Here is a 20,424-nt window from a genome sequence, read left to right as displayed (position 1 = left end):
GTCGATGAGTTACAGGCGCTGCCAGGTGGAGCGGAAAGAAACAGTTTACTGGTAATCCCGTCATTGACAGTGAGATGGTAAAACACCTCACTTAAAGAGCAGCAAGAATGGCGGATTCCATTTTCTCCGGGGTGGTGGTCGGGGCAAAGCGTTTGATCGGTTTGCCGTCGCGCCCGATCAGGAACTTAGTGAAGTTCCACTTAATACGACCACCCAGCACGCCGGGTAATTCATCTTTCAGGTAACGGAAAATCGGGTGCGTTGAGGTGCCATTGACCTCAACTTTCCCGAACATCGGAAAACTCACACCATAGTTGATGTGGCATGTCTGCGCGATTTCTTCGGCACCGCCGGGTTCCTGCTTTCCGAACTGGTTGCAGGGAAAACCCAGCACCACCAGGCCCTGCGCGGCGTACTTTTTATAGAGCGATTCAAGACCTGCGTATTGTGGCGTGAATCCACAATGGCTGGCGGTATTAACCACCAGAACCACCTTGTCAGCGTAGTCGGCCATCGGGATAAGCTGGCCATTCAGACTGGTGGCAGTGAGTTGATAAAAGGGAGACATGTCGCAATCCTCAGAGCAAAAACCGTATGGCGTTAACATTACCACAGAGTGCATAACGAGAGCGGGGTCTGGGAAGCAGATGCTTAGTTAGCAGGTCACGCATCCTGGCTTCAGGTGCTACCACCTGAGTTAATGACTATTTCCCACGTCAGATTTGGTTGTTATTCCTGATGAATTTTAACCACGACTTTACCCTTTGCATGTCCGCGTTGAAGCCAGTCAAGCGCATCCTGAGTTTCTGCAAATGGGAACACCCTGTCGATTACCGGTTTGATATGTCCTGCTTCTATAAGTTTGCCGATTTGGGTGAGTTGATCGCCATCAGGACGAACAAAGAGAAATGAATAATCCAGACCGCGCTTTTTTGAAAGGCGCATAATTTTGCGACTCATCAGGGCAAAAATCAACCGCAGGATGATATTCAGTTGCCGGGCTCGCGCGAAATTAACGTCTAATGGACCGACCAGAGAAACAATCTTTCCACCAGGTTTAAGAATCTGCATGGATTTTTCAATGGAATCCCCCCGCAGCGTGCCGAGTACGAGATCGTAGCCACTCAGCACGGTTTCAAATTCCTGCTTTTTATAGTCGACCACTTCTTCTGCGCCCAGCCGACTCACCCACTCTACGTTGGCTGAACTGGTCGTCGTCGCTACCCGGGCACCAAGATGCTTTGCCAGCTGAATCGCAATAGTGCCAATCCCTCCCGAACCTGCCGGAATAAACACTTTTTGGCCTGGCCGCAGATGTGCTCTCTCTGTAAACGCCTGCCATGCGGTGAGGCTAACCATCGGCAGTGAAGCAGCCTCAATGAAATCCAGATTTTCAGGCTTAAAAGCCGCGAGACGTTCAGGAACGCATGCAAAATCGGCGAGTGAACCTGTTCCCCTGTCGAAAATGCTGGCGAAGACTTCATCGCCCGGCTTGAAACGTGTCACCCGACTTCCTGTTGCAATCACCACGCCTGACAAATCACTGCCCAGCGTCGCCGGAAGTTTAAAATGCAGAATCGGTTTGAAAATTCCGCCGGGGATCATGTTATCAATGGGATTCAGACCAACGGCATAGACTTTTACCAGGATTTCATCGGCAGCGGGGGAAGGGTAATCTACATTTTCAAATCCCAGCTCAGGTGATTTCCCGTAGCGTTTAAAAGTAAAGGCTCGCATCGTCCTGGTTTTCATTTGGTGTTTATCCTCTGATGTTTAGCACTGACGTACTTTCAGGTGCCTCTGTTGCTGAGCAAAAAAACGGCTCCGCGAGCAACGTAATAAATAATGGAATAAGGTTTTGCCGGTTAATATGCTCATGCCACCATTAAGAGATTCATGGTCGATTTACCGTTCAGCAGAACCCTGTAAAAGGTTCTGCTGAGCAGGGCTTAGCTAAAGGGTTTTGTATCGCTCTGCGGCCTCTTCCTGTCGGATGTCCGAGAGCAGACCCTGACGGGAGGCATCAAGAACATCCCAGCGCTCAGCTTTGTGTAATGGCGGAATCGTCACGTGCTCGCGGCGGTCAAAACCCGCCAGAGCGGCGTCAACCAGTTCACCCACTTCCATCATTTTTGAAGCGTTACTGATGTCGATACCGGCACGATCCCAGATTTCGGTGTACGTACCTGCAGGGAGCACCGCCTGGATATAAATGCCTTTTGAAGAGAGCTCAACGTTCATTCCCTGAGAGAGGAAAAGAACAAAGGCTTTTGTTGCACCGTAAACCGTCATTGCAAATTCCGGGGCGAGACCCACTACGGAACTGATATTGACGATCGAACCTTCTCCGGCTTCTGCGAACCGGCCTGCAGCAGCAGTGGCCAGTCTTGTCAGGGCAGTGACGTTAAGCGCGATAAGGCGTTCAATAGAATCAGGCGTCTGCTCGGTAAACGTGCCGGACTGAGCGATACCTGCGTTATTGATAAGAATACCTATCCGCGTGTCTTCCCGGAGGCGTGCTTCAACAGCAGCTAAATCACTCGCCAGCGTGAGGTCGGCAGGCAGCACATCGACGGAAATATGATTTTCCTGTCGCAGGCGTTCAGCAAGCGCCTCTAATTTCAATTTGTCGCGAGCAACCAGAACCAGGTCATGTCCACGACGTGCAAAGCGCTCAGCGTAAACAGCACCAATACCCGTTGATGCGCCTGTAATGAGGACTGAAGTACGAGTCATAGTTTTATCTTCTTAATTTGTTTGATAAAAATCGCCGTTAGCGATATAGGGTTAACCGTGATACCTGAAGAGTGATTAACTGTTACCGCTAAGCGATGGATAGTCGGTGTAGCCCTCCGCACCTCCGCCATACAGTGTTTCAGGATTAAGCGGAGCCAGAGGTGCTCCCGACTTAAGTCTTTCGACGAAATCGGGGTTAGAAATGAAGGGGCGACCGAACGCGAACAAATCGGCTTTGTCCTGTGCAAGATGGTCAGACGCCAGCGCCAGGTCATAGCCATTGTTACCGATGTAGGTGTTTTTAAAGCGGCGACGCAGCGAAGCGTAATCAAACGGTGAGGCATCACGGGGACCTCCCGTCGCGCCTTCAACAACATGCAGATAAACGATACCTGAAGCATCAAGTTGCTCTGCCAGGTAGTCATATTGTGGCTGCGGATCGCTGCATGAAATCGCATTAGCAGGTGAGACCGGTGAGATGCGAACGCCCGTCCGCGCTGCGCCGATCTCATCTTTCACGGCCTCCACGACCTCTTGTAGCAGACGCGCACGATTCTCAACTGAACCGCCATATTCATCTGTGCGCTGATTGGCACCATCTTTCAGGAACTGCTCAAGCAGATAGCCATTCGCACCGTGTATCTCTACGCCATCAAAACCTGCGGTAATGGCATTGGCTGATGCCTTTCTGAAATCGGCAACAATGCCTTTTATTTCCTTCAGCTCAAGCGATCTGGGTTCTGAAACATCAACAAAATGGTTGTTCACGAAGGTTTTGGTTTCAGCACGGATAGCTGACGGCGCGCCTGGTGCGGCACCTTCTGGCTGTAAATCGACATGTGAAATTCGACCTGTGTGCCACAACTGCACAAATATCCGTCCGCCTTTGTCATGTACCGCGTCTGTGACTTTACGCCAGCCCTCAATCTGGGCCTGCGTGTAGATCCCCGGCGTATCCTGATAGCCCTGCGCCTCTGCTGAAATCTGCGTAGCTTCGGTAATCAGTAACCCTGCTGTGGCACGCTGAGCGTAGTAAGTCGCTGCCAGTTCACCTGGCACCAGGCCTGCGCCTGCCCGGTTACGTGTCAGCGGGGCCATCACGATGCGATTCGCAAGCGTGACAGATCCCAGTTCATAGGGCTGAAATAAGGATTGATTCGTCATGGTTATTCCTTTGCGGATTAGCGGGTCAGTAAACTGATTTAATGATGATGATCGTAATCATTAAAGTCAACTGGTTTGATTATGATCATCATCAATGTATACTTAAGCTCAGTTTCAGGAGGAAAAGATGAAAGTGTCAAAAGAGCAGGTTCGTGAAAACAGGAACCGAATCGTTGAAACGGCGTCAGAACTTTTTCGTGAGCGGGGTTACGATGGGGTAGGCGTCGCTGAACTGATGTCAGCCGCAGGGTTAACGCATGGCGGGTTCTATAAGCACTTTGGGTCGAAAGCCGATTTGTTAGCCGAAGCGATGAGCTGCGGCTTCGCGCAATCGGCGGAAAAAACTCAGGGTGTGAGTCGGGAAAAGTTCGTTGAATATTACCTTTCCCGGCAGCATCGCGATGATATGGCAAAGGGGTGTGTCATGTCGGCTTTGGGCACCGATGCAGCGCGCCAGTCTGAATCCATCCGCGAGACCTTTGCGGCCGGAATTGAACGACAGCTTGCCGTTTTAGAAACGGAACAGGTCACGCGTGCGGATCTGATCAATACGCTCGCGCATCTTGTGGGTGCCCTGATGCTTTCGCGTGCCTGCCCGGATAATTCCGGGCTTGCTGATGAAATTCTGGAGGTCTGCCGTACGCGTCTGATCAGCCCGGATGCCTGTAAAGATTGAATCCATGCTCTTCCCGTTCAACCTTACTGAAGCCGTTGCGGCATGGACTGAACGCACCAGCCCGCTGGCGTTTTATTATGAACGGCGGGAAAGCGTAATCCGGACTTCCCGTTCCGGATACCATTCCCATCAACGGGCTATCGATCAGTCGGCCATCCACCTGGGACAGTGACGCATCACTCAGCCGTTGTCGCGGAATCCGGGATAAAGGCTCATTCCACCATCGATAAAAAGCGTGGTGCCATGAACGTAATCAGAGAGATCACTGGCAAGCCAGACGACGGCATTCGCCACATCTTCAGCCGCACCGATACGCCCGTAAGGGATGAGCTTTAACAGCGCTTTGCCCGCTTCACCCTGGGTGCTTTCCTCGTTGATGGCGGTAGCGATAGCGCCGGGTGCCACTGCATTGACACGAATACGTTCTTCACCCACTTCCTGAGCCAGCGTTTTCATCAGCAAGTCAACGCCGCCTTTTGATGCGGCATAGTTGACGTGTCCGGCCCAGGGAATGAGCTGGTGAACCGAACTCATATGAATAATCTTACCGACAGCTTTGCTGATGTCCTGGCGATGCTCCTGCCGCTTGAACTGCCGCAGCGCAGCGCGCGCGCAGAGGAACTGGCCAGTCAGGTTCACGTCCAGAACGGTATTCCAGTCCTCTAGCGTCATCTCAATGGACGGGGCATCTTTCTGCAGTCCTGAGTTCGCCACCAGGATATCCAGCCTGCCAAATTCCCTGATCGTCTGGTCAAAAAGATTCTCTACATCCGCCTCTTTAGACACGTCTCCTTTGACAGCAATTGCACGGCCTCCATCGGCGCGGATTTTCTCAGCCAGCTCCTCGGCCGGTTCCGCCTGGCTATGGTAGTTAATCACTACACAGGCCCCTTCTTTAGCGAGTGCTTCTGCGCAGGCATAGCCGAGACCCGAGCTGGCACCGGTAACCAGCGCAACCTGATTTTTGAGAGAAAAGATCATGAGGCATCCTTATTTCTGTAAATTATGAGCGTCTTAAACCCGGCCGGTATCATCCGGGAGTGAATATTGATGTATCGCTGATACAACGACGTCCAGCCATCCCCACGCTGATTAATCGGCTAGCCGGATCGAGTACATGGGCCAGAGTGACTGAATTATAGATGTGAAGTACAGGGTTAGCCGCTAATGCGCCCTGGGTGGATAGTCAGGAAACGTTGAAGCAGAAACATAAGCAGTAAAAATGGGAGACCTGAAAGGCAAAAAAGCAGCTATCAGAAGATAGCTGCTTTTGGCGCTCAGGCTTTTCTGGCTGGAATCACTTTTACTATTTATTGCTTATTGCCTGATAAACAGGCCAGAGCTTGATCATTTTCTATCAAGACCACGAGACCGGCCCCCTTTTCCTGAGGCAGAGGAGGCGGTAATGAACGCTAAAGAGTCTTTACCACCATTCCAGCCGCGGCCAGCATCATGATGGTACCGGCTGAACGGAAAAGGAGTCGTTGCGCTTTAGCGCTGGTCAGGAGATGGCGTATTCTGAGGGCTGCAAAAATAAAAACGGCTCCCACACTCAAAAGGACTAACACGGTAAGCGGAACCAGCAGTCCTCCCCACATCTGAAAAGATACATTATCGAGAGAGATAACCAGAGGCAGTATAGCCAGATAGAAAGCGATGGTTTTAGGGTTGCCCAGCGTTATGGTCAGTCCTGAAAACCAGGCTGATGCCAGTTCTCGTTTTGTCGCTTTTTGATCGATATTTATTGCCTGAGGCTGGTGGCACCAGAACTGCCATGCCAGCAGGCATAAAAAGAGTGAGGCAGCCCAGTTAATCAGCGTAAAGAGAGAGGTAAAGGTATGAGCGATCACCGCCAGACCAAATACCGCCACAGATAAATAAATCAAATCTCCGAGAATGAGACCGGCCAGCATCGTAAAGCCTGTTATTGCGCCCCCACTCACGCTGCGAGCGACTAATGCAGTCATCCCCGGACCCGGAATTGCAGCAGCTAAACCGAGTGCAGCAATATAAGATAGTATTTCAGTAGTTCCTGACATAGTTATTCCTGTTGAAATGCACTTCGGTAAAAGGGAACAGAGTTAGTTGTTCAAAAATGCCTGGTTCTGAGCGATGGTTGTCATATAAAAAGCTTAATTAAGGGTTAAAGATATGCATCCTTTTTATCAGTTGGTTTAACGTTGAAAGTGGAGGTTCGATTATTCCAAAGCGGATATTGCTGCATTAATTTAACTACGCAGATGACAAGTTTAATTTTCATGTGCGCGCAGTGCTCTATCCGATCCTCTCTTCAAGAGATGATCGGCTCCCTGCATTCTTTAAATTAAATTGAACCATATGCATTAAATCAGGGTTCAGTTTTTCCTTATATTGTTTGTAATAACAGGCTGGAAAAGTAAAGATATTATGCAGCAGGAAAGCGGAAAATTGTTACCTATATTATTTACTTAACGCCTGTTTTTAGGTAAAAGTAACCCTAAAACGCCTCCATAAAGAAAGGAATTTCCCCTTATGACGCTCAGTTCGACAGATATGAAAATTCTCGAAATTTTACAGGACGATGCCCGGGTAACTAACCAGGTGCTGGCGGAGAAGATAAACATTTCAGCATCTCCCTGCTGGCGCAAAGTTCGTAAGCTCGAGGAAGATAAAGTGATTCAGGGCTATCGTGCTGTTCTTGACCGCAAGAAAATTGGGCTGGGAGTAATGGTTTTCATTCGGGTCGTCATTGACAGCCATAGCGAAGCGGAGGCCAGAAAATTTGAAGAGGAAGTGACTGCCCTGGAGGATGTGGTTGCCTGTTATAGCATCGGTGGGGATGCTGACTTTCTGCTACAGGTTGTGGCTTCAGATCTGGACTCCTATGCTGATTTTGCAATGTCAGTGGTACGCAGATTGCCAGGAATTAAAGAAATGCAGAGTATGTTTGTGCTTAAAGAGATCAAACCACTCGTTAGTTATCCTATTAAGAAAATCTCTGAGTAGTCTATTGCTGACGGGATGCCCAGTGACTGATTATCAATTCCGCATAGAGCGGATTTAATGATCAGGCACGCTACCTGCGTTATTCATCGCACAAAACTGTTATCCGGCATGATCTTACACAAGTTAATAGCGGCATAGCGTTAGCAAGCTTGCTGACTTCCCACATTTTCTCTGCTTTAACAACACGAGTATTTGTGATGACTTGATTGTTGATCACGACCAATAGTGCCTTTCAAACCGGAGCAGCCAGCGGCTTAAACTTTAATTCATAGCTTATCTTCAGACTCTGTCAGCTTAAAAGAGACGCTTATTTACATGAAATTATGCCATCAATCTTCCTCCAGCCATAAAGTCCATGCTTTACCGTGACGATAACCGTTGTACCGGGATTTGCCGGTGCATTATTGTTTTCACCACGGAAAAAATATGAAACTTAATCATTTTACGATAGGGCAAAGACTCAGTGTGATGGCAGCAATCCTGCTGCTGGCGACAATGATTGTCGGTTTGAGGGGCATAACCCTGAATGCGCAGGCTCTGCAAAAAAATATTGACATCATGGCAAGCGAAACACGTGTCGCAGAGAGCATCGATACTGCACGTAATGCACAGGTTCAGTTTAAAATTCAGGTACAGGAGTGGAAAAATGCCCTCTTACGCGGCTCACAAGGCCAGAGTGTTTTTGACAAATACAAAACGGCCTTTCTGACGCAAAGTGACAAAACTCAGGCACTGCTCCATCAACTTCTTATACTGCAACCCGAGCTTGGGATGGATACGGCGCAGGTGAAACAGACGATTGAGCTACACGCCCAGCTCAGACAAAAATACCTCACTGCGTTGCAAAACTACGACACGCATAACCTCGCCAGCGCTCAGCTGGTTGATAGCCAGGTCAATGGCATCGATCGTGAGCCGACCAAAATGATTGATGATGTCGTTCATCATACGCTGGCACATGCTCAAAAACTCAATCAGCAACTGACAGCGCAAAACCTTGCTCAGTACCGTGAAACCCGTATGACCTTATGGATCGCCATTGCCGGTATTTTACTTTCCGGCATAGTGATAACTGTCTGGTTAATTCGCAGCATTACCCATCCATTACGCGAAGCAGTCAATATTGCGCGCACCGTGGCTTCAGGTGATCTGCAGACTGTTATTCGTCCAAACGGACGTGACGAAACCGCAGAGTTAATGACAGCGTTGCGTGAAATGAATAGCAGCCTGACTTCAATCGTCTCTGGTGTACGTACAGGTACAGAAAACATCGCCTCTGCGTCAATTCAAATCGCGCAGGGCAGCCAGGAACTTTCCTCACGTAACGAGGCGCAGGCTGGCGCACTTGAAGAAACCGCTGCCTCCATGGAGGAACTCACTTCAGTGGTGAAAAACAACGCGCAGAACGCATATCATGCCAGCAATATTGCCCAGGATGCCCGCTCCATTGCGGGTCAGGGCGGCAATGTGGTGGAAAAAGTGGTACACACCATGAGTGAGATCCAGCAGTTCTCGAACGAGATTAACCAGATCATTACGGTGATTGACGGTATCGCTTTTCAGACAAATATTCTGGCACTGAATGCTGCGGTCGAAGCGGCGCGTGCGGGCACCGAAGGTCGAGGGTTTGCGGTGGTTGCGGCCGAAGTACGTGCTCTGGCACAGCGCTCTGCAAAAGCGGCAAAGGATGTGCGTATCCTGATCGAACGTTCTGTGAGTTCAATCGGCCAGGGCAATGAACTGGTTCAACACGCGGGGACAACGATGGAGGAAATTATTTTACGTATTCATCAGGTCAGCGAGTTGATTGAAAACGTATCATCGGCCAGTAATGAGCAGAGTGTTGGTATCGATCAGGTTAATCTGGCGGTTACCCATATGGACGCGGCCACTCAGCAAAATGCCGCGCTTTCTCAGCAATCCACAGCCGCAGCGCAGGCCTTACAGGCTCAGGCCGAAATGCTGCTTGCCAGTGTCAGTGTCTTTAAAATTAATAGTGCGCTGGTTTAAGCTTTAATGTCAGGGCGGGGTTTTCACGATGCCGCGCCCTGACAATCTTTCTTGCGACTGGATGATTTCAGTCGCCGAGCCTATTTAAGGCGTCTCATCAGAAAATCGGGCGCTAATCGCATCACGTTCGTAGCCCTGCGGTTGTGTCAGAATATGGTATAAATCAGGACGGCGACCATGGATCCAGCGACGTCCGGTACTCATTGCAAGCAGACTCAAATCAAGGTCAGCGCTCACCATAAAATCTTCCGCTGCCCAGGTTTCATCAATGATTCTTCCATAAGGATCCAGGATCATTGCATTACCTGTGCGCACCTCATCATCATCTGCACCTACGCCGTTACTGAAGAGAATAAATAATCCGTTGTCATGCGCACGAGCGGGCAGCCATCTCATCAGCCATTCCCGACCATTTGCCCCTTTGAATGCAGCAGTAATTTCTTCCCTTCGCGTTTCCCGTTCCGCCCAGAGCGTCAGCGGAATGGGTTTCATCGCATAAGGACTGCGGGAATCGGTACCGCCTGTCTGATGTGGCGCGAGAAGAATATCTGCACCCAGCAATGCCGTTGCACGCACATTTTCTACCAGATTATTGTCCCAGCAAATGAGGATACCTACTTTTACTCCCCAGGGCGTTTCAAAAACGGTAAAGCGGTCACCGCTGCTGATTGACGGATGTTCAAAAGCGTGGAGTTTGCGATGAGTGTGCATTGAGCCGTCCGGCATACAGGCAACATATGCATTGTAGAGGCGGCCATCATCGGCTCTTTCGATAAGCCCGACACCAATAAGCATTTGATGTTTCATCGCCAGGGAACGAATCAACGTAAGGGAAGGACTCCCCTCGTTCGGCTCGGCGAGAGCAGTTACCTCAGCCGAGGTGAGTTTGGGTACATGCCAGTAGCCGGTAATACACATTTCCGGGAATGCGAGGATTTTCACCTGCTCAATCGCTGCCTGTTCAATAAATTTCTCCATTATCAGCAGATTATAATTTTTGTTATTTGCCTGATGCTGAAATTGCACGGTGGCAGCTTTTAAGGATGTATGTTTGCTCATGGTACTTCTCCGGTAGTAATCGAAACTGAATTACATAACCATTGCTGATAACTGTATAATCAAAACATTTCCGGTTTCGATAACCTTTTGGAATGTAAAAATGAACATCCGCTTGCTTAAGGCCTTTTTGATGCTGGCTGAAAAAAGAAATTATGCCGACGCGGCACGGGCGTTGTTTATTTCGCAACCTGCATTGACCAAGCAGATTAATCTCCTTGAGTCCCTGGTGGAAACGTCACTGTTTACGCGGGGGCGTCATGGAGCCACACTCACGGGCGGTGGCAGGCGTCTGCTGCCAGAGGCTGAAAAAGTGGTCAGGCAAACCCGATTATTTATGCATCATGCAGAGCGGGTTTCAAAAGGGATTGAAGGGCATATAGCCGTGGGGTTCGGTCTCTTAAGTTTTTATCTTGCACCACGCTGTATGGCAGAATTTCGTCGGGAGTGTCCGGGGATAGAGATGTCATTGACGGATCTTCCTTCCTTCCAGCAGTACGAACTTTTGCAAAATGATGAGCTCCAGATCGGTTTTGTCAGAGTTCCGCCTCCTGTAGCGCTGGATTACCTGCCATTGTTTACTGATCGGTTGGTTTTGATTGCGCCTGCAAGTTCACCGTCATTGCCTGCTGATGACTGGCTGAAGAAACGCCCTCTGTTGCGACTTCATGCCGGGCGAGGACGGGGTTTAAATGCGCAAATTGATCGCTTTCTTCATGACAACGCGCTTTTCATATCATCCACTCAATTGAGTGATGATATACAAACTATTGTCGCGCTGGTCATCGCGGGCACGGGTGTTGCCCTTGTGCCATACAGTGTTATGCATATTGCACCGCCGGAGCTGGTTATTATTCCGTTAACAGATGAGTCAATAAGCTGGAAAGTTGGCATTGCCTGGAACGCGAACCACGAGGATATAATCCGTGATAATTTTATTGCCAGTATTAAAAAGGGCATCGCGCTTCATGACGTCTGACCCTCCAGAAACAGGCACTCCTTTTGCCATATTGGATAGGGCAGGATTACTGACATAATTCTTAGTACCCTCTTCAGAACAGGGTCATGATACGAAAGCGACCCTGGAGACGAATAATTTCCTGTTGCGGATAGGGCTTCTCAATACAAACCGTCATTCAAAACGTTCTGCACAGCAGGAATAGCATCCCCGTTTCGCATTATGTATCTGGATATAACTAATCTGCGGGTCGGCAAAAAAATGGCCGATGAGATCTTCAGCAACTTTCCCCTCAGCTATATCCGCTTCTTTTAAAAAATGCTTTCCGTCATAGGCCCTTAATGACAGCATTCTGCTTAGCAGGACTTCAGGTAATTCATTGATGTAAATGCCTTGCCGGGTGCATCCCTCCCATATGTAGATTGCATGAGTACCAAAATAGGGCGTGTCGGCAGGCTGATAGATGTGATTAATCAGGAGGGCGCTTTCTCCAGCGGGGATTTCGCACAATGAGATTCTGTCGGGATAACCCGGATAGCACTCTACCGTTTGTCGTACTGCATGGTGTTTTTTCAGATATTCATCGCTCTGTCCAAAAAGATGAGCAAATTGCCCGGCGTTCAGGCCAGAAATTATATATTTCATAGCATCCCTCTCTTTTCATCGTAACACCGCGAATAATGACGTTATCGAATACTGTGAGGAGAAACTCGCCGTTATCGGTCAGGGAATTTTATGATGTGACCGTCCGACAGTGGCAGGCGAGTGCTTCATCAGCTGCAAACTTCTCAGACGCTGGCTGATACCTTCACACAAGCGCTAAGGCCTCGCAACCCGACCGCTGCACTCAAATTACTCTGTTCCCTCTCACTCTTTACCGTTCTCCTGTCGTCACTTCATTAAAAAGATCGCTGAACTCCACCCGTTAACGACATACTCGTCACATAAACTAAGGTTGATGAATACTTTTTTGTGACAAATAACACAACCTCATTACATCTTCCGGCGGGAAAGAATTTTTATCGTGATAATGGTTTTACTCAGTACATTACAGTTTTACAGAGTAAAACAAAGCGCTTTGCGGATTGCACCTAAAGCGATGACAAAATTGTGAGGATCATCATGTCTGAAAAACAGCACATCCCGACTTTCTCTGCCGATATTGAGCAGCAGACCGTTAAGAAGGTGGTCTGGCGCATTTTGCCCTTCCTGATTGTTTGTTATCTGATTGCCATTATTGATCGCGGCAACATTGGGATGGCTTCGTTGCAGATGAACGAAGATTTAGGATTGTCGAAAGCGGTATTTGGTTTTGCGAGTAGTCTGTTTTTTGTCGGTTACTTCCTGTTTGAAGTGCCCAGCAATCTGGCCATGCAGAAAATTGGCGCAAAGATTTGGATCTCTCGCATCATGGTGTCGTGGGGTATCATCTCTGTCTGTACCGCCTTTGTTGAAAGTGCCAATACACTCTATATATTGCGCTTTTTACTGGGTGCCGCTGAGGCCGGATTTTTCCCTGGCGTCATTCTTTATCTGACTTACTGGATCCCCGGAAAGTACCGTGCACGCGTGATTGCTACCTTTATGGTGGCCATTCCTGCGGCGAACTTTATTGGATCGCCCATTTCTGGTCTGATTTTGTCACTGGATGGCTGGTACGGTATGCGTGGCTGGCACTGGTTATTTATCCTGGAAGGTATTCCGGCGGTCATTCTGGGAATTGCAGCCTTCTTTTTACTGAGCAATCGTCCCACTAATGCCAGCTGGTTAAATCAGGAACAAAAAGCGTGGCTGAACAGCACTCTCGAAGCCGAAAATGCGAAGAAGAAGGCGATAGGTCATATCTCTTTGTGGCAGTTGCTGCGTCACAAACATATCTGGGTGATGGCGCTGATTTATGCAGGCGCGTCTGCGGCGGGCTCAACGCTGAGCGTGTGGTCTCCGCAACTGCTTAAATCGTTTGGACTGGATAACTTCACCACCGGTTTAGTCAATGCGATTCCCTACGGCCTGGCCTCCATTCTGATGATTATCTGGGGGAGAAGTTCTGACCGCAGCGGCGAGCGTCGCTGGCACACCGCGTTAACGCTGTTCTTAATTGCAGGTGGCCTGCTGTCAGCCTTTATCACCAATAGTCTGACCGGCAGTGTGGTGATCCTGTCGCTGGTATTAATCGGAGCCTACTCAATGAAAGGACCTTTCTGGGCGCTGGCATCGGGATGGATGTCATCGACTACCGCTGCCGCGGGTCTGGCGGCTATCGGTGCGATGGCGAATCTGATCGGCGGTGGGGTGATGGTCAACGTTTATGGCATTATCAATCAGGCGACCGGCAGCCATACGCTGGCTATGGTGCCACTGGCTATCCTCTGTGGTATCGGGGGCATTGCCGTGCTGGTCATGGGCCGCAAAAAAGTGTTAACCATCGACGTTGAAAATAGCGCTTCGTCAGTCAGTAAATAAAGTAATCCAGCCTGCAGACGCTAAGCAGCGCCTCTGCAGGCGGGTTCTTCCGGCTTTATCTCTGCCATATAAACATTCCACATCCTGTCATTAACTGAATCAGTCTGCTGGTTGTTGATGTCTGTTATGTGTCAGATGCGGAAAGAACTTACCTTTGGGGATTTACTGACAATACCCAGTTTAAGAGCTTTCAGAACTGTTAAGCATGAGATCAATAAAGGCGCGTACAGCAGGATTTGAACGCCGGCTCGCATGCCATACCGCAGAAATATTATGCCGCTCTACTGAAAAATCAGTGAGAAGGGGCACTAACTCCCCGCGCTTAACCCAGGAAGCAGCCATAAAACTCGACACCATGCCTATTCCGGCACCGGCCGCCACAGCCGCGATAACGGCCTCGCTTGCATCGACGATGACAGCAGATGATGGCACAATTTCAATCTCGCGCTCGCCAACCCGGAACGGCCAGCGAAAAATCTGCCCCGTATTTTGATATCGCAAATTAACCGTTTTATGCCCGATAAGATCATTGGGGTGTTCGGGTTCCGGGCATCGGGTCAAATAATCTGGCGAAGCATAACAACCTATCTGATATGGCGACAAACGACGCGACAGAAGATTTGAATCTGCGAGGTCGCCGATCCGGATGGCTATATCAATACTCTCGTCAACAATGCTAATTACGCGATCACTCAGTTTTAAGTCGATTGTCACTTTAGGATGAAGTGCACAGAATTGCGGAAGGAGAGGCGCGATCACATGAACACCAATGGGAAACGATGCCGCAATGCGTAATGTTCCCGCTGGCTCCTCTCGCGATCGCATGGCGACCTGCTCAAGCTCCTCAGCATCGCGTAATAACTGCAGCGTGCGCTCGTGCAGTTCACGACCCTCAGCAGTCAGCACCAGCGAACGGGTGGTTCGGGTGAACAATGTGATGCCAAGACGCTGCTCCAGTCTCTGAATACTTTTACTTATCGCGGAAGGGGAAACTGCCAGCGAGCGAGCGGCAGCGGTAAAGCTGCCGAGCGATCCCGCACGAGCGAATGCAATCAGACCTGTTAGTCTTTCAAAGATTATTTGTTCCTTCATGGCAATATTAAAGCGAAATCCAGCCCCATTATCAATCATCACAATTGGTCATATTCTGGCACCTGAATCTGTGTTGGAGTGAAATTGCCATGACTGAAATGATGAAAGCAGTACAGCTACATGCGTTTGGTGGCCCGGAGAATCTCAGGTATGAAGATGCACCCCGCCCAACTATCGGGGCTGACGAAGTCCTTGTGCGCGTGCATGCCGCAAGTCTGAACCCACCAGACTTGTATCTGCGTGATGGTTATCGGGCGCTTCCGCCTGAGTGGCGGCCCGAACCCCACTTTCCCTTAATCCTGGGAACGGATGTTTCAGGAGTTATCGAAGCCGTGGGCGAAAATGTTTCCGCATTCAGCACCGGAGATGAAGTCTATTCAATGGTGCGTTTTCCTGATGGGGTAATGGCCGGTAGTGGAGCTTATGCCGACTATGTAAGCGTTCCTGCATCAGAGGTGGCGTTAAAACCTCATGGAATAGACCATATCCAGGCAGCGGGTGCCCCGATGTCACTGCTCACCGCGTGGCAATTTCTTGTCGACGTCGGCCATGATGCGCCCAATCCGTTTCAATCTTTCAACCATAAACCGGTTCTGCTTGAAGGCCAGACGGTGATGGTTAACGGTGCAGGAGGTGGCGTAGGGCACATTGCTGTTCAGATCGCGAAGTGGAAGGGTGCGAGAGTCATTGCCGTCGCTTCTTCCCGTCATGAAGTGCTTATGCGCGAACTGGGCGCAGATGACTTTATCGACTACACCAAAGTAGCCGCTGAGAATGTAGTGAAAAACGTCGATCTGGTTATTGATGCTGTTGGCGGAAAGCATATAGAGCGCTTTTTAAGCTGCATCAGACAGGGCGGAGCACTATTTCTGGTGAATCCTTTGAGTTTTACCGGGCAGACTGAGGCCGCTCAAAAAGGGATTACTGTGTCAACAACGCAAGTGCGTTCAAGTGGTCTGCAGCTATCCGAAGCGGGGCTTTTACTGGAAAAAGGCATTATCAACGTCGTGATTGACAGCACCTATCCGTTAGCCATGGCATCAGCCGCACATCAGCGCGCTTCGTCAGGAAGTATCCAGGGCAAAATTGTGCTGACTAACTTCTGATTACCCCATCCCTGATCAGCCATTTTCTGAGGGCGAGTAGTAGTCAGTTAAAGGAAAAATAAGATGCTTATCATTTCCGGTTATATGTACATTGATCCTTCTGTCCTGGAACAATTTATGGGAGAACTTAACTTATTGGCAAATGCCGTTCGACAACGTGATGGAAACCTTTCATATAACGCTGCCGTGGAGGACTATCAGACCGGAAGTTTGCTTATATCAGAACGATGGGTGGATCAGGACGCGCTCAATGCCCATCTTATAAAAACCGACACGGTAGAGTTTATAAACCGATGGCAGGGAAAAATGAAGGGGGAACTCTTCAAATATGACGCCTGTAACGAGAGAGGGCTTATGGATGGGTAAATAAAAATCTTATTAAAATCGAGAGTGCTTTATTATCAAGCCCCGGATCTGTGAGTAATCGCTCTTCGCTCATAGCAGGCATAAGCCTGGACGATGGTCCGCTTTGTGCCAGTAGCGGACATCTCACGTATCCACATTCGCATATGATCCACTGCGGCCTACTTCAAGGAAATTAAGCTAAGTAACATTCATATGGATGACACTTTAGATACTCAAAATGATTTATTCGGAATATTGGATACATTTTGAATGGAGCCTTGAGTGCGTCTTTTTCATTTCAGCGATAGTCCTGATATCAGCACATTCAAACCTCGCCCAATAAGGGTTCATGTCGACAGGCCTGCTGGACAAGAGTGGTTAAATGGGTCACTGATATGGGCTACTGATGAAGCTCACGAATTACTTTATCTTTTCCCTCGGGAGTGCCCGCGCATCGTATTTTGGCCACTACCTGATACAAACAGAGTGGACCTTGAACAATGGATGGGAAACAACTTACATGCTACTGCCATTGCCTGCATCGAGCATGCATGGCTATCACGCTTTCAAAATGGAAAAGTTTATAGATATGAATTGCCTGTAGATCACTTTGAGCCAACGGGAGAGGTCGGTATGTGGGTATCCCGGACAAACGTTATCCCAACTGGCTTGAAGGTAATTTCAAACCTGGATGCTGAACTTGTATCAAGGAATATCACGCTTCGTGTAATGGAGAGACTCACGCCACTCAAAAGTATATGGCTGACATCGCTTCATGCTAGCGGCATTAGATTGAGAAACGCACAAGACTGGGGAAAACCAGGCTGGACGCATTCGAAACCGGGCCGCCAGGTTATCGTATAAATTTATAATTGATAAGTTAGGCCTTTGAGCAAACGTCAGTGATGTCCGCCTCTCGCTCATACGGGACACTCATAATCACATCTCCTAACCCAATGGAGATTGAACATGACAACATCCCCCTGGAACAAAAGCCGCATTATCGGCCAGAAACGGCCTCTTCAGATCTCTCATATCTGGGGAATTCGTATCCGTCTTGAGCTGGAAGGAAAAGTTCGTGATCTGGCTCTTTTTAACATGGCTCTGGATAGTAAACTTCGGGGCTGTGATTTGGTTAAGCTAAAAGTTTCTGATATAGCCTATGGGCACTCTGTTTCGGGCAGATCGACAGTGCTGCAGCAGAAAACGGGCAGCCCTGTTCAGTTTGAACTGACTAAGGAAACCAGAGAGGCTGTAGCCGCGTGGATCAAAATGGCTCAACTAAGTAATAGCGACTATCTCTTCCAGTCCCGCGTTGGTTCTTCAAGACACATCTCAACCAGACAATATAACCGCATTTTTCATGGATGGATTGGGAAGCTGGGTCTTGATGAGACGCTCTACAGTACGCACTCAATGCGCAGAACCAAGCCATATCTTATCTATAAAAAAACGAAGAACCTTCGGGTAATCCAGTTACTTTTGGGGCACAAAAAACTTGAAAGCACAGTACGTTACCTTGGCATTGAAGTAGATGATGCTCTGGAAATATCGGAGTCAATTGAAGTCTAGACTGTGAGGGCTGCAACAGCAGCCCTGTGCCAGAAGCGAATGCGTCAGGTTCAAAAATGGGAGGTAAGCGTTTTAACTTATTCGTCCGGGATACATACCCGGATACGGTGCCCGTCAGGATCAAGCGCAACGAACGTCTTGCCAAAAACAGCATGTTTGGGCTCCTGTTCTATCTGCACACCGCTCTCTGACCATTGCTGATAAAGCACATCAACCTCCTGAATATCTTTCACCATAAAACTCAATTCAGTTCGGCTACCTACACCGCAGGATACAAAGTCACTCGCTGTCGTTGACCATAGTCCAAGGTTCAGGCCGTTATTAAAGGAAAAAACCACCCACGTCGGAAGCATCACGTCTGGTTCTGTATTGAATAGCTTCTGGTAAAAACCACTGCTGACAATCGGATTATCAACATAAAGAATGATCAGGTTAGGTATCATGAGTCTCTCACGCCAAAAAGAATGAGACTTCACTATTGCAGGGAGCATTGACAGAACATGTCAGCATCAGGACCGAAACGAGCAGAACGCCTTCTCAATCTTCTGCAGATTTTTTATCAGCATCGCTATCCGATAAGCGGCCACAGTCTGGCTGAAGAACTTTCAATCAGTCTTCGTACACTTTACCGTGATATTGGCGCACTACGCGCTCAGGGTGCCGACATCCAGGGTGAGGCTGGCACAGGATATATCCTTTCCCGGAGCCATCATTTACCGCCGGTGATGTTTACCCCCGAAAAGCTCGATGCACTGGCGCTCGGTTTACGCTGGGTAGCCACATATGGTGATAAGGGAATTGCTAAAGCGGCTTCAGAGGTAACGGGGAAAGTCCGCCACGGTCTTCCGCCACAGTTACAGACACTGTTTGATGACTCGACATTATTGGTGGGAAGGAGACAGGAAGCTCATCACTACTTTGAAAACCTGGGCGTTGTTCGAAGCGCCATCAGGTGGAGACGTAAAATCCGTGCAGGTTATACAGACAGACTCGGTAATATGAGTGAAAGAACGATATGGCCTTTCGCGCTGGGTTACTTCTCCGGCGCTATTGTGCTTGCTGCATGGTGTGAAGAACGTAACGACTTCCGTCATTTCGACGTAACGCGATTAAAATCTCTTCAGTACCTGCAGGAAGGATATCCTCATTCCCGGCATAGCTTACTCCGTATATGGCGTAATGCAGGTCTGGATAACATCGTTCCCACGCGTAGCTGAAATGGATATGATTGCTCCAGAAAATCCAGGCTGTTCTTATCTATAAATATATCCGCTCTTCGCTCATAGCGGAATTTGCCCCACTCAATGTCTGCTTTGTGCCAACAGCCGACATAATCTCTATTGCTGAACAATAATTGCTAACGGAGAAGGTATCTAATGAACTACCGGGTGATTAACTTTTCAATGAAATAAAATTAACGGGAACTGCTTCGGTTAACCAAACCCCGTTTTCAGCCTGGAAAAATTTAAATCCATGCTGGTACATTCGCAGGGATTCAATCTCCAGCACTACTGGTTTACCGTAGCGCTGTCCGACAGCAATAGCCGTCCGGGTTTGCTGCGATAGATGCACATGGTGGCGTGAGCCTGCAATCAATCCTTGCTGAAAAATAGATTCAATGAAGCGTGTTGCAGTGCCATGGTAGAGGAGTTCTGGCGGTTCTTTTTCTCTATGCTGGAGATTTACGTCTGGTGCTGAGTGTCCCTGGGCGGCACGTATACGCTGGCCATCGTCGGAGAGGGTAAACCGTTTCTTATCACTGCTATTCACTATTGTCTGAAGCAGTGCCAAGTCAAGTATGCGGCCTTCTTTCGCTGCGCCGGTAATCAAAGAGTTAATGTCTGCCCAGCCTTCTGCGTCGAGTTGCAATCCGATAGTGTGAGGCTCATGGCGCAAGATATAACTCAGGAACTTGCTTGTTTCGTTAAGTTGCTTGTTATTCATGATTAGCCTGCATGATTTTTAAGATTTAATTATAGCCTTTTTACTGGCCGGGAGCGGCTGTGCTAGTCTAAGTGAACGGAGCACGACTAACATTCGTTTTCACCAGAACTGCCCCTGTTACCCCCCTGGCTGCACTCACTTTACCTCACTTTTGCACCCATCGTGATGACTTACGGTCTACCTGCTCAGTACGTAATAACGCACCTCATACGAGATCGTATTGTGCTATTTCACTCGTATCAATTACTTTTTCAAATTGTATGGCGAATGCTTTAGCCGACAGCTTTTATTGTCTGGGGTAATGTCTGCTTTTCGCT

21 protein-coding genes are annotated in these 20,424 nt (G+C 48.9%); 10 read left to right on the top strand and 11 right to left on the bottom strand.

The features are described from left to right. Nucleotides 1–91 precede the first annotated feature (91 nt). From OK412_RS05050 to OK412_RS05035, 4 genes are all read right to left on the bottom strand, one after another. Nucleotides 92–568 carry a glutathione peroxidase gene (locus OK412_RS05050; protein WP_033773751.1) on the bottom strand — a complete coding sequence of 159 codons (477 nt, stop codon included), beginning with the start codon at nt 566–568 and terminating at the stop codon, nt 92–94. A gap of 161 nt (nt 569–729) precedes the next feature. After that, entirely contained in the window at nt 730–1,752 is a 1,023-nt protein-coding gene (locus tag OK412_RS05045) for an NADP-dependent oxidoreductase (protein WP_264352798.1), read from the bottom strand. Nucleotides 1,753–1,953: 201 nt separating this feature from the next. Then, nucleotides 1,954–2,736: an SDR family NAD(P)-dependent oxidoreductase gene (locus OK412_RS05040; RefSeq protein WP_158132228.1), complete on the bottom strand. Its 783-nt coding sequence runs from the start codon at nt 2,734–2,736 to the stop codon at nt 1,954–1,956. Between the two features lie 75 nt (nt 2,737–2,811). After that, nucleotides 2,812–3,900 (bottom strand): alkene reductase, encoded by a 1,089-nt coding sequence (locus OK412_RS05035; protein ID WP_264352797.1) that lies wholly within the window; start codon nt 3,898–3,900, stop codon nt 2,812–2,814. Between the two features lie 127 nt (nt 3,901–4,027). On the opposite strand from OK412_RS05035, the gene OK412_RS05030 reads away from it, so the two are divergent. After that, nucleotides 4,028–4,576, top strand: a complete 549-nt coding sequence (locus OK412_RS05030) for a TetR/AcrR family transcriptional regulator (RefSeq protein WP_061902267.1) — start codon at nt 4,028–4,030, stop codon at nt 4,574–4,576. A 180-nt stretch (nt 4,577–4,756) separates the two neighbouring features. On the opposite strand, the gene OK412_RS05025 is transcribed toward OK412_RS05030, so the two are convergent. Further along, complete coding sequence (locus OK412_RS05025) at nt 4,757–5,557, bottom strand: SDR family oxidoreductase (RefSeq protein ID WP_033760083.1); 801 nt, start codon at nt 5,555–5,557, stop codon at nt 4,757–4,759. Between the two features lie 431 nt (nt 5,558–5,988). Further along, nucleotides 5,989–6,615 carry a LysE family translocator gene (locus tag OK412_RS05020; protein WP_060678999.1) on the bottom strand — a complete coding sequence of 209 codons (627 nt, stop codon included), beginning with the start codon at nt 6,613–6,615 and terminating at the stop codon, nt 5,989–5,991. 472 nt (nt 6,616–7,087) lie between these two features. Between OK412_RS05020 and OK412_RS05015 the strand changes: the two genes are divergently transcribed. Together OK412_RS05015 and OK412_RS05010 are read left to right on the top strand one after the other, a co-directional pair. After that, nucleotides 7,088–7,561: an Lrp/AsnC family transcriptional regulator gene (locus OK412_RS05015; protein WP_010259098.1), complete on the top strand. Its 474-nt coding sequence runs from the start codon at nt 7,088–7,090 to the stop codon at nt 7,559–7,561. 426 nt (nt 7,562–7,987) lie between these two features. Then, nucleotides 7,988–9,571: a methyl-accepting chemotaxis protein gene (locus tag OK412_RS05010; protein ID WP_264352796.1), complete on the top strand. Its 1,584-nt coding sequence runs from the start codon at nt 7,988–7,990 to the stop codon at nt 9,569–9,571. A gap of 84 nt (nt 9,572–9,655) precedes the next feature. Here OK412_RS05010 and OK412_RS05005 read toward each other — a convergent pair whose 3' ends face one another. Next, nucleotides 9,656–10,630: a nitrilase family protein gene (locus OK412_RS05005; protein ID WP_264352795.1), complete on the bottom strand. Its 975-nt coding sequence runs from the start codon at nt 10,628–10,630 to the stop codon at nt 9,656–9,658. Between the two features lie 100 nt (nt 10,631–10,730). Between OK412_RS05005 and OK412_RS05000 the strand changes: the two genes are divergently transcribed. Beyond that, nucleotides 10,731–11,606, top strand: a complete 876-nt coding sequence (locus OK412_RS05000) for a LysR family transcriptional regulator (RefSeq protein ID WP_264352794.1) — start codon at nt 10,731–10,733, stop codon at nt 11,604–11,606. Nucleotides 11,607–11,759: 153 nt separating this feature from the next. On the opposite strand, the gene OK412_RS04995 is transcribed toward OK412_RS05000, so the two are convergent. Further along, nucleotides 11,760–12,230, bottom strand: a complete 471-nt coding sequence (locus OK412_RS04995; RefSeq protein ID WP_264352793.1) for a DUF1203 domain-containing protein — start codon at nt 12,228–12,230, stop codon at nt 11,760–11,762. 477 nt (nt 12,231–12,707) lie between these two features. Between OK412_RS04995 and OK412_RS04990 the strand changes: the two genes are divergently transcribed. Next, a complete protein-coding gene (locus OK412_RS04990; protein ID WP_033760095.1) occupies nt 12,708–14,048 on the top strand; it encodes an MFS transporter in 1,341 nt (446 codons plus the stop codon). 180 nt (nt 14,049–14,228) lie between these two features. Here OK412_RS04990 and OK412_RS04985 read toward each other — a convergent pair whose 3' ends face one another. After that, the gene (locus OK412_RS04985) at nt 14,229–15,140 is read right to left on the bottom strand and encodes a LysR family transcriptional regulator (RefSeq protein WP_033773768.1); all 912 of its coding nucleotides are present in this window, start codon (nt 15,138–15,140) and stop codon (nt 14,229–14,231) included. A gap of 89 nt (nt 15,141–15,229) precedes the next feature. Between OK412_RS04985 and OK412_RS04980 the strand changes: the two genes are divergently transcribed. From OK412_RS04980 to OK412_RS04970, 4 genes are all read left to right on the top strand, one after another. After that, nucleotides 15,230–16,246 carry an NADP-dependent oxidoreductase gene (locus OK412_RS04980; protein ID WP_192033964.1) on the top strand — a complete coding sequence of 339 codons (1,017 nt, stop codon included), beginning with the start codon at nt 15,230–15,232 and terminating at the stop codon, nt 16,244–16,246. A 63-nt stretch (nt 16,247–16,309) separates the two neighbouring features. Continuing rightward, the gene (locus OK412_RS04975; protein WP_052271228.1) at nt 16,310–16,612 is read left to right on the top strand and encodes a putative quinol monooxygenase; all 303 of its coding nucleotides are present in this window, start codon (nt 16,310–16,312) and stop codon (nt 16,610–16,612) included. 261 nt (nt 16,613–16,873) lie between these two features. Then, complete coding sequence (locus OK412_RS23505; protein WP_413629111.1) at nt 16,874–17,455, top strand: DUF6886 family protein; 582 nt, start codon at nt 16,874–16,876, stop codon at nt 17,453–17,455. 105 nt (nt 17,456–17,560) lie between these two features. Beyond that, nucleotides 17,561–18,163, top strand: a complete 603-nt coding sequence (locus OK412_RS04970) for a site-specific integrase (RefSeq protein ID WP_264352792.1) — start codon at nt 17,561–17,563, stop codon at nt 18,161–18,163. A gap of 77 nt (nt 18,164–18,240) precedes the next feature. On the opposite strand, the gene OK412_RS04965 is transcribed toward OK412_RS04970, so the two are convergent. Then, the gene (locus OK412_RS04965; RefSeq protein ID WP_264352791.1) at nt 18,241–18,606 is read right to left on the bottom strand and encodes a VOC family protein; all 366 of its coding nucleotides are present in this window, start codon (nt 18,604–18,606) and stop codon (nt 18,241–18,243) included. A 57-nt stretch (nt 18,607–18,663) separates the two neighbouring features. Between OK412_RS04965 and OK412_RS04960 the strand changes: the two genes are divergently transcribed. Beyond that, nucleotides 18,664–19,380, top strand: a complete 717-nt coding sequence (locus OK412_RS04960) for a helix-turn-helix transcriptional regulator (protein ID WP_264352790.1) — start codon at nt 18,664–18,666, stop codon at nt 19,378–19,380. Between the two features lie 175 nt (nt 19,381–19,555). On the opposite strand, the gene OK412_RS04955 is transcribed toward OK412_RS04960, so the two are convergent. Beyond that, nucleotides 19,556–20,107, bottom strand: a complete 552-nt coding sequence (locus OK412_RS04955; RefSeq protein ID WP_264352789.1) for an RNA 2'-phosphotransferase — start codon at nt 20,105–20,107, stop codon at nt 19,556–19,558. Between the last annotated feature and the right edge of the window lie 317 nt (nt 20,108–20,424).

The organism is Pantoea sp. JV6 (assembly GCF_025910055.1).
GTDB classification, from domain to species: domain Bacteria; phylum Pseudomonadota; class Gammaproteobacteria; order Enterobacterales; family Enterobacteriaceae; genus Pantoea; species Pantoea agglomerans.
Note: the sequence above shows the minus strand (reverse complement) of the source record. Positions and strands in the feature narration are given on the sequence as shown.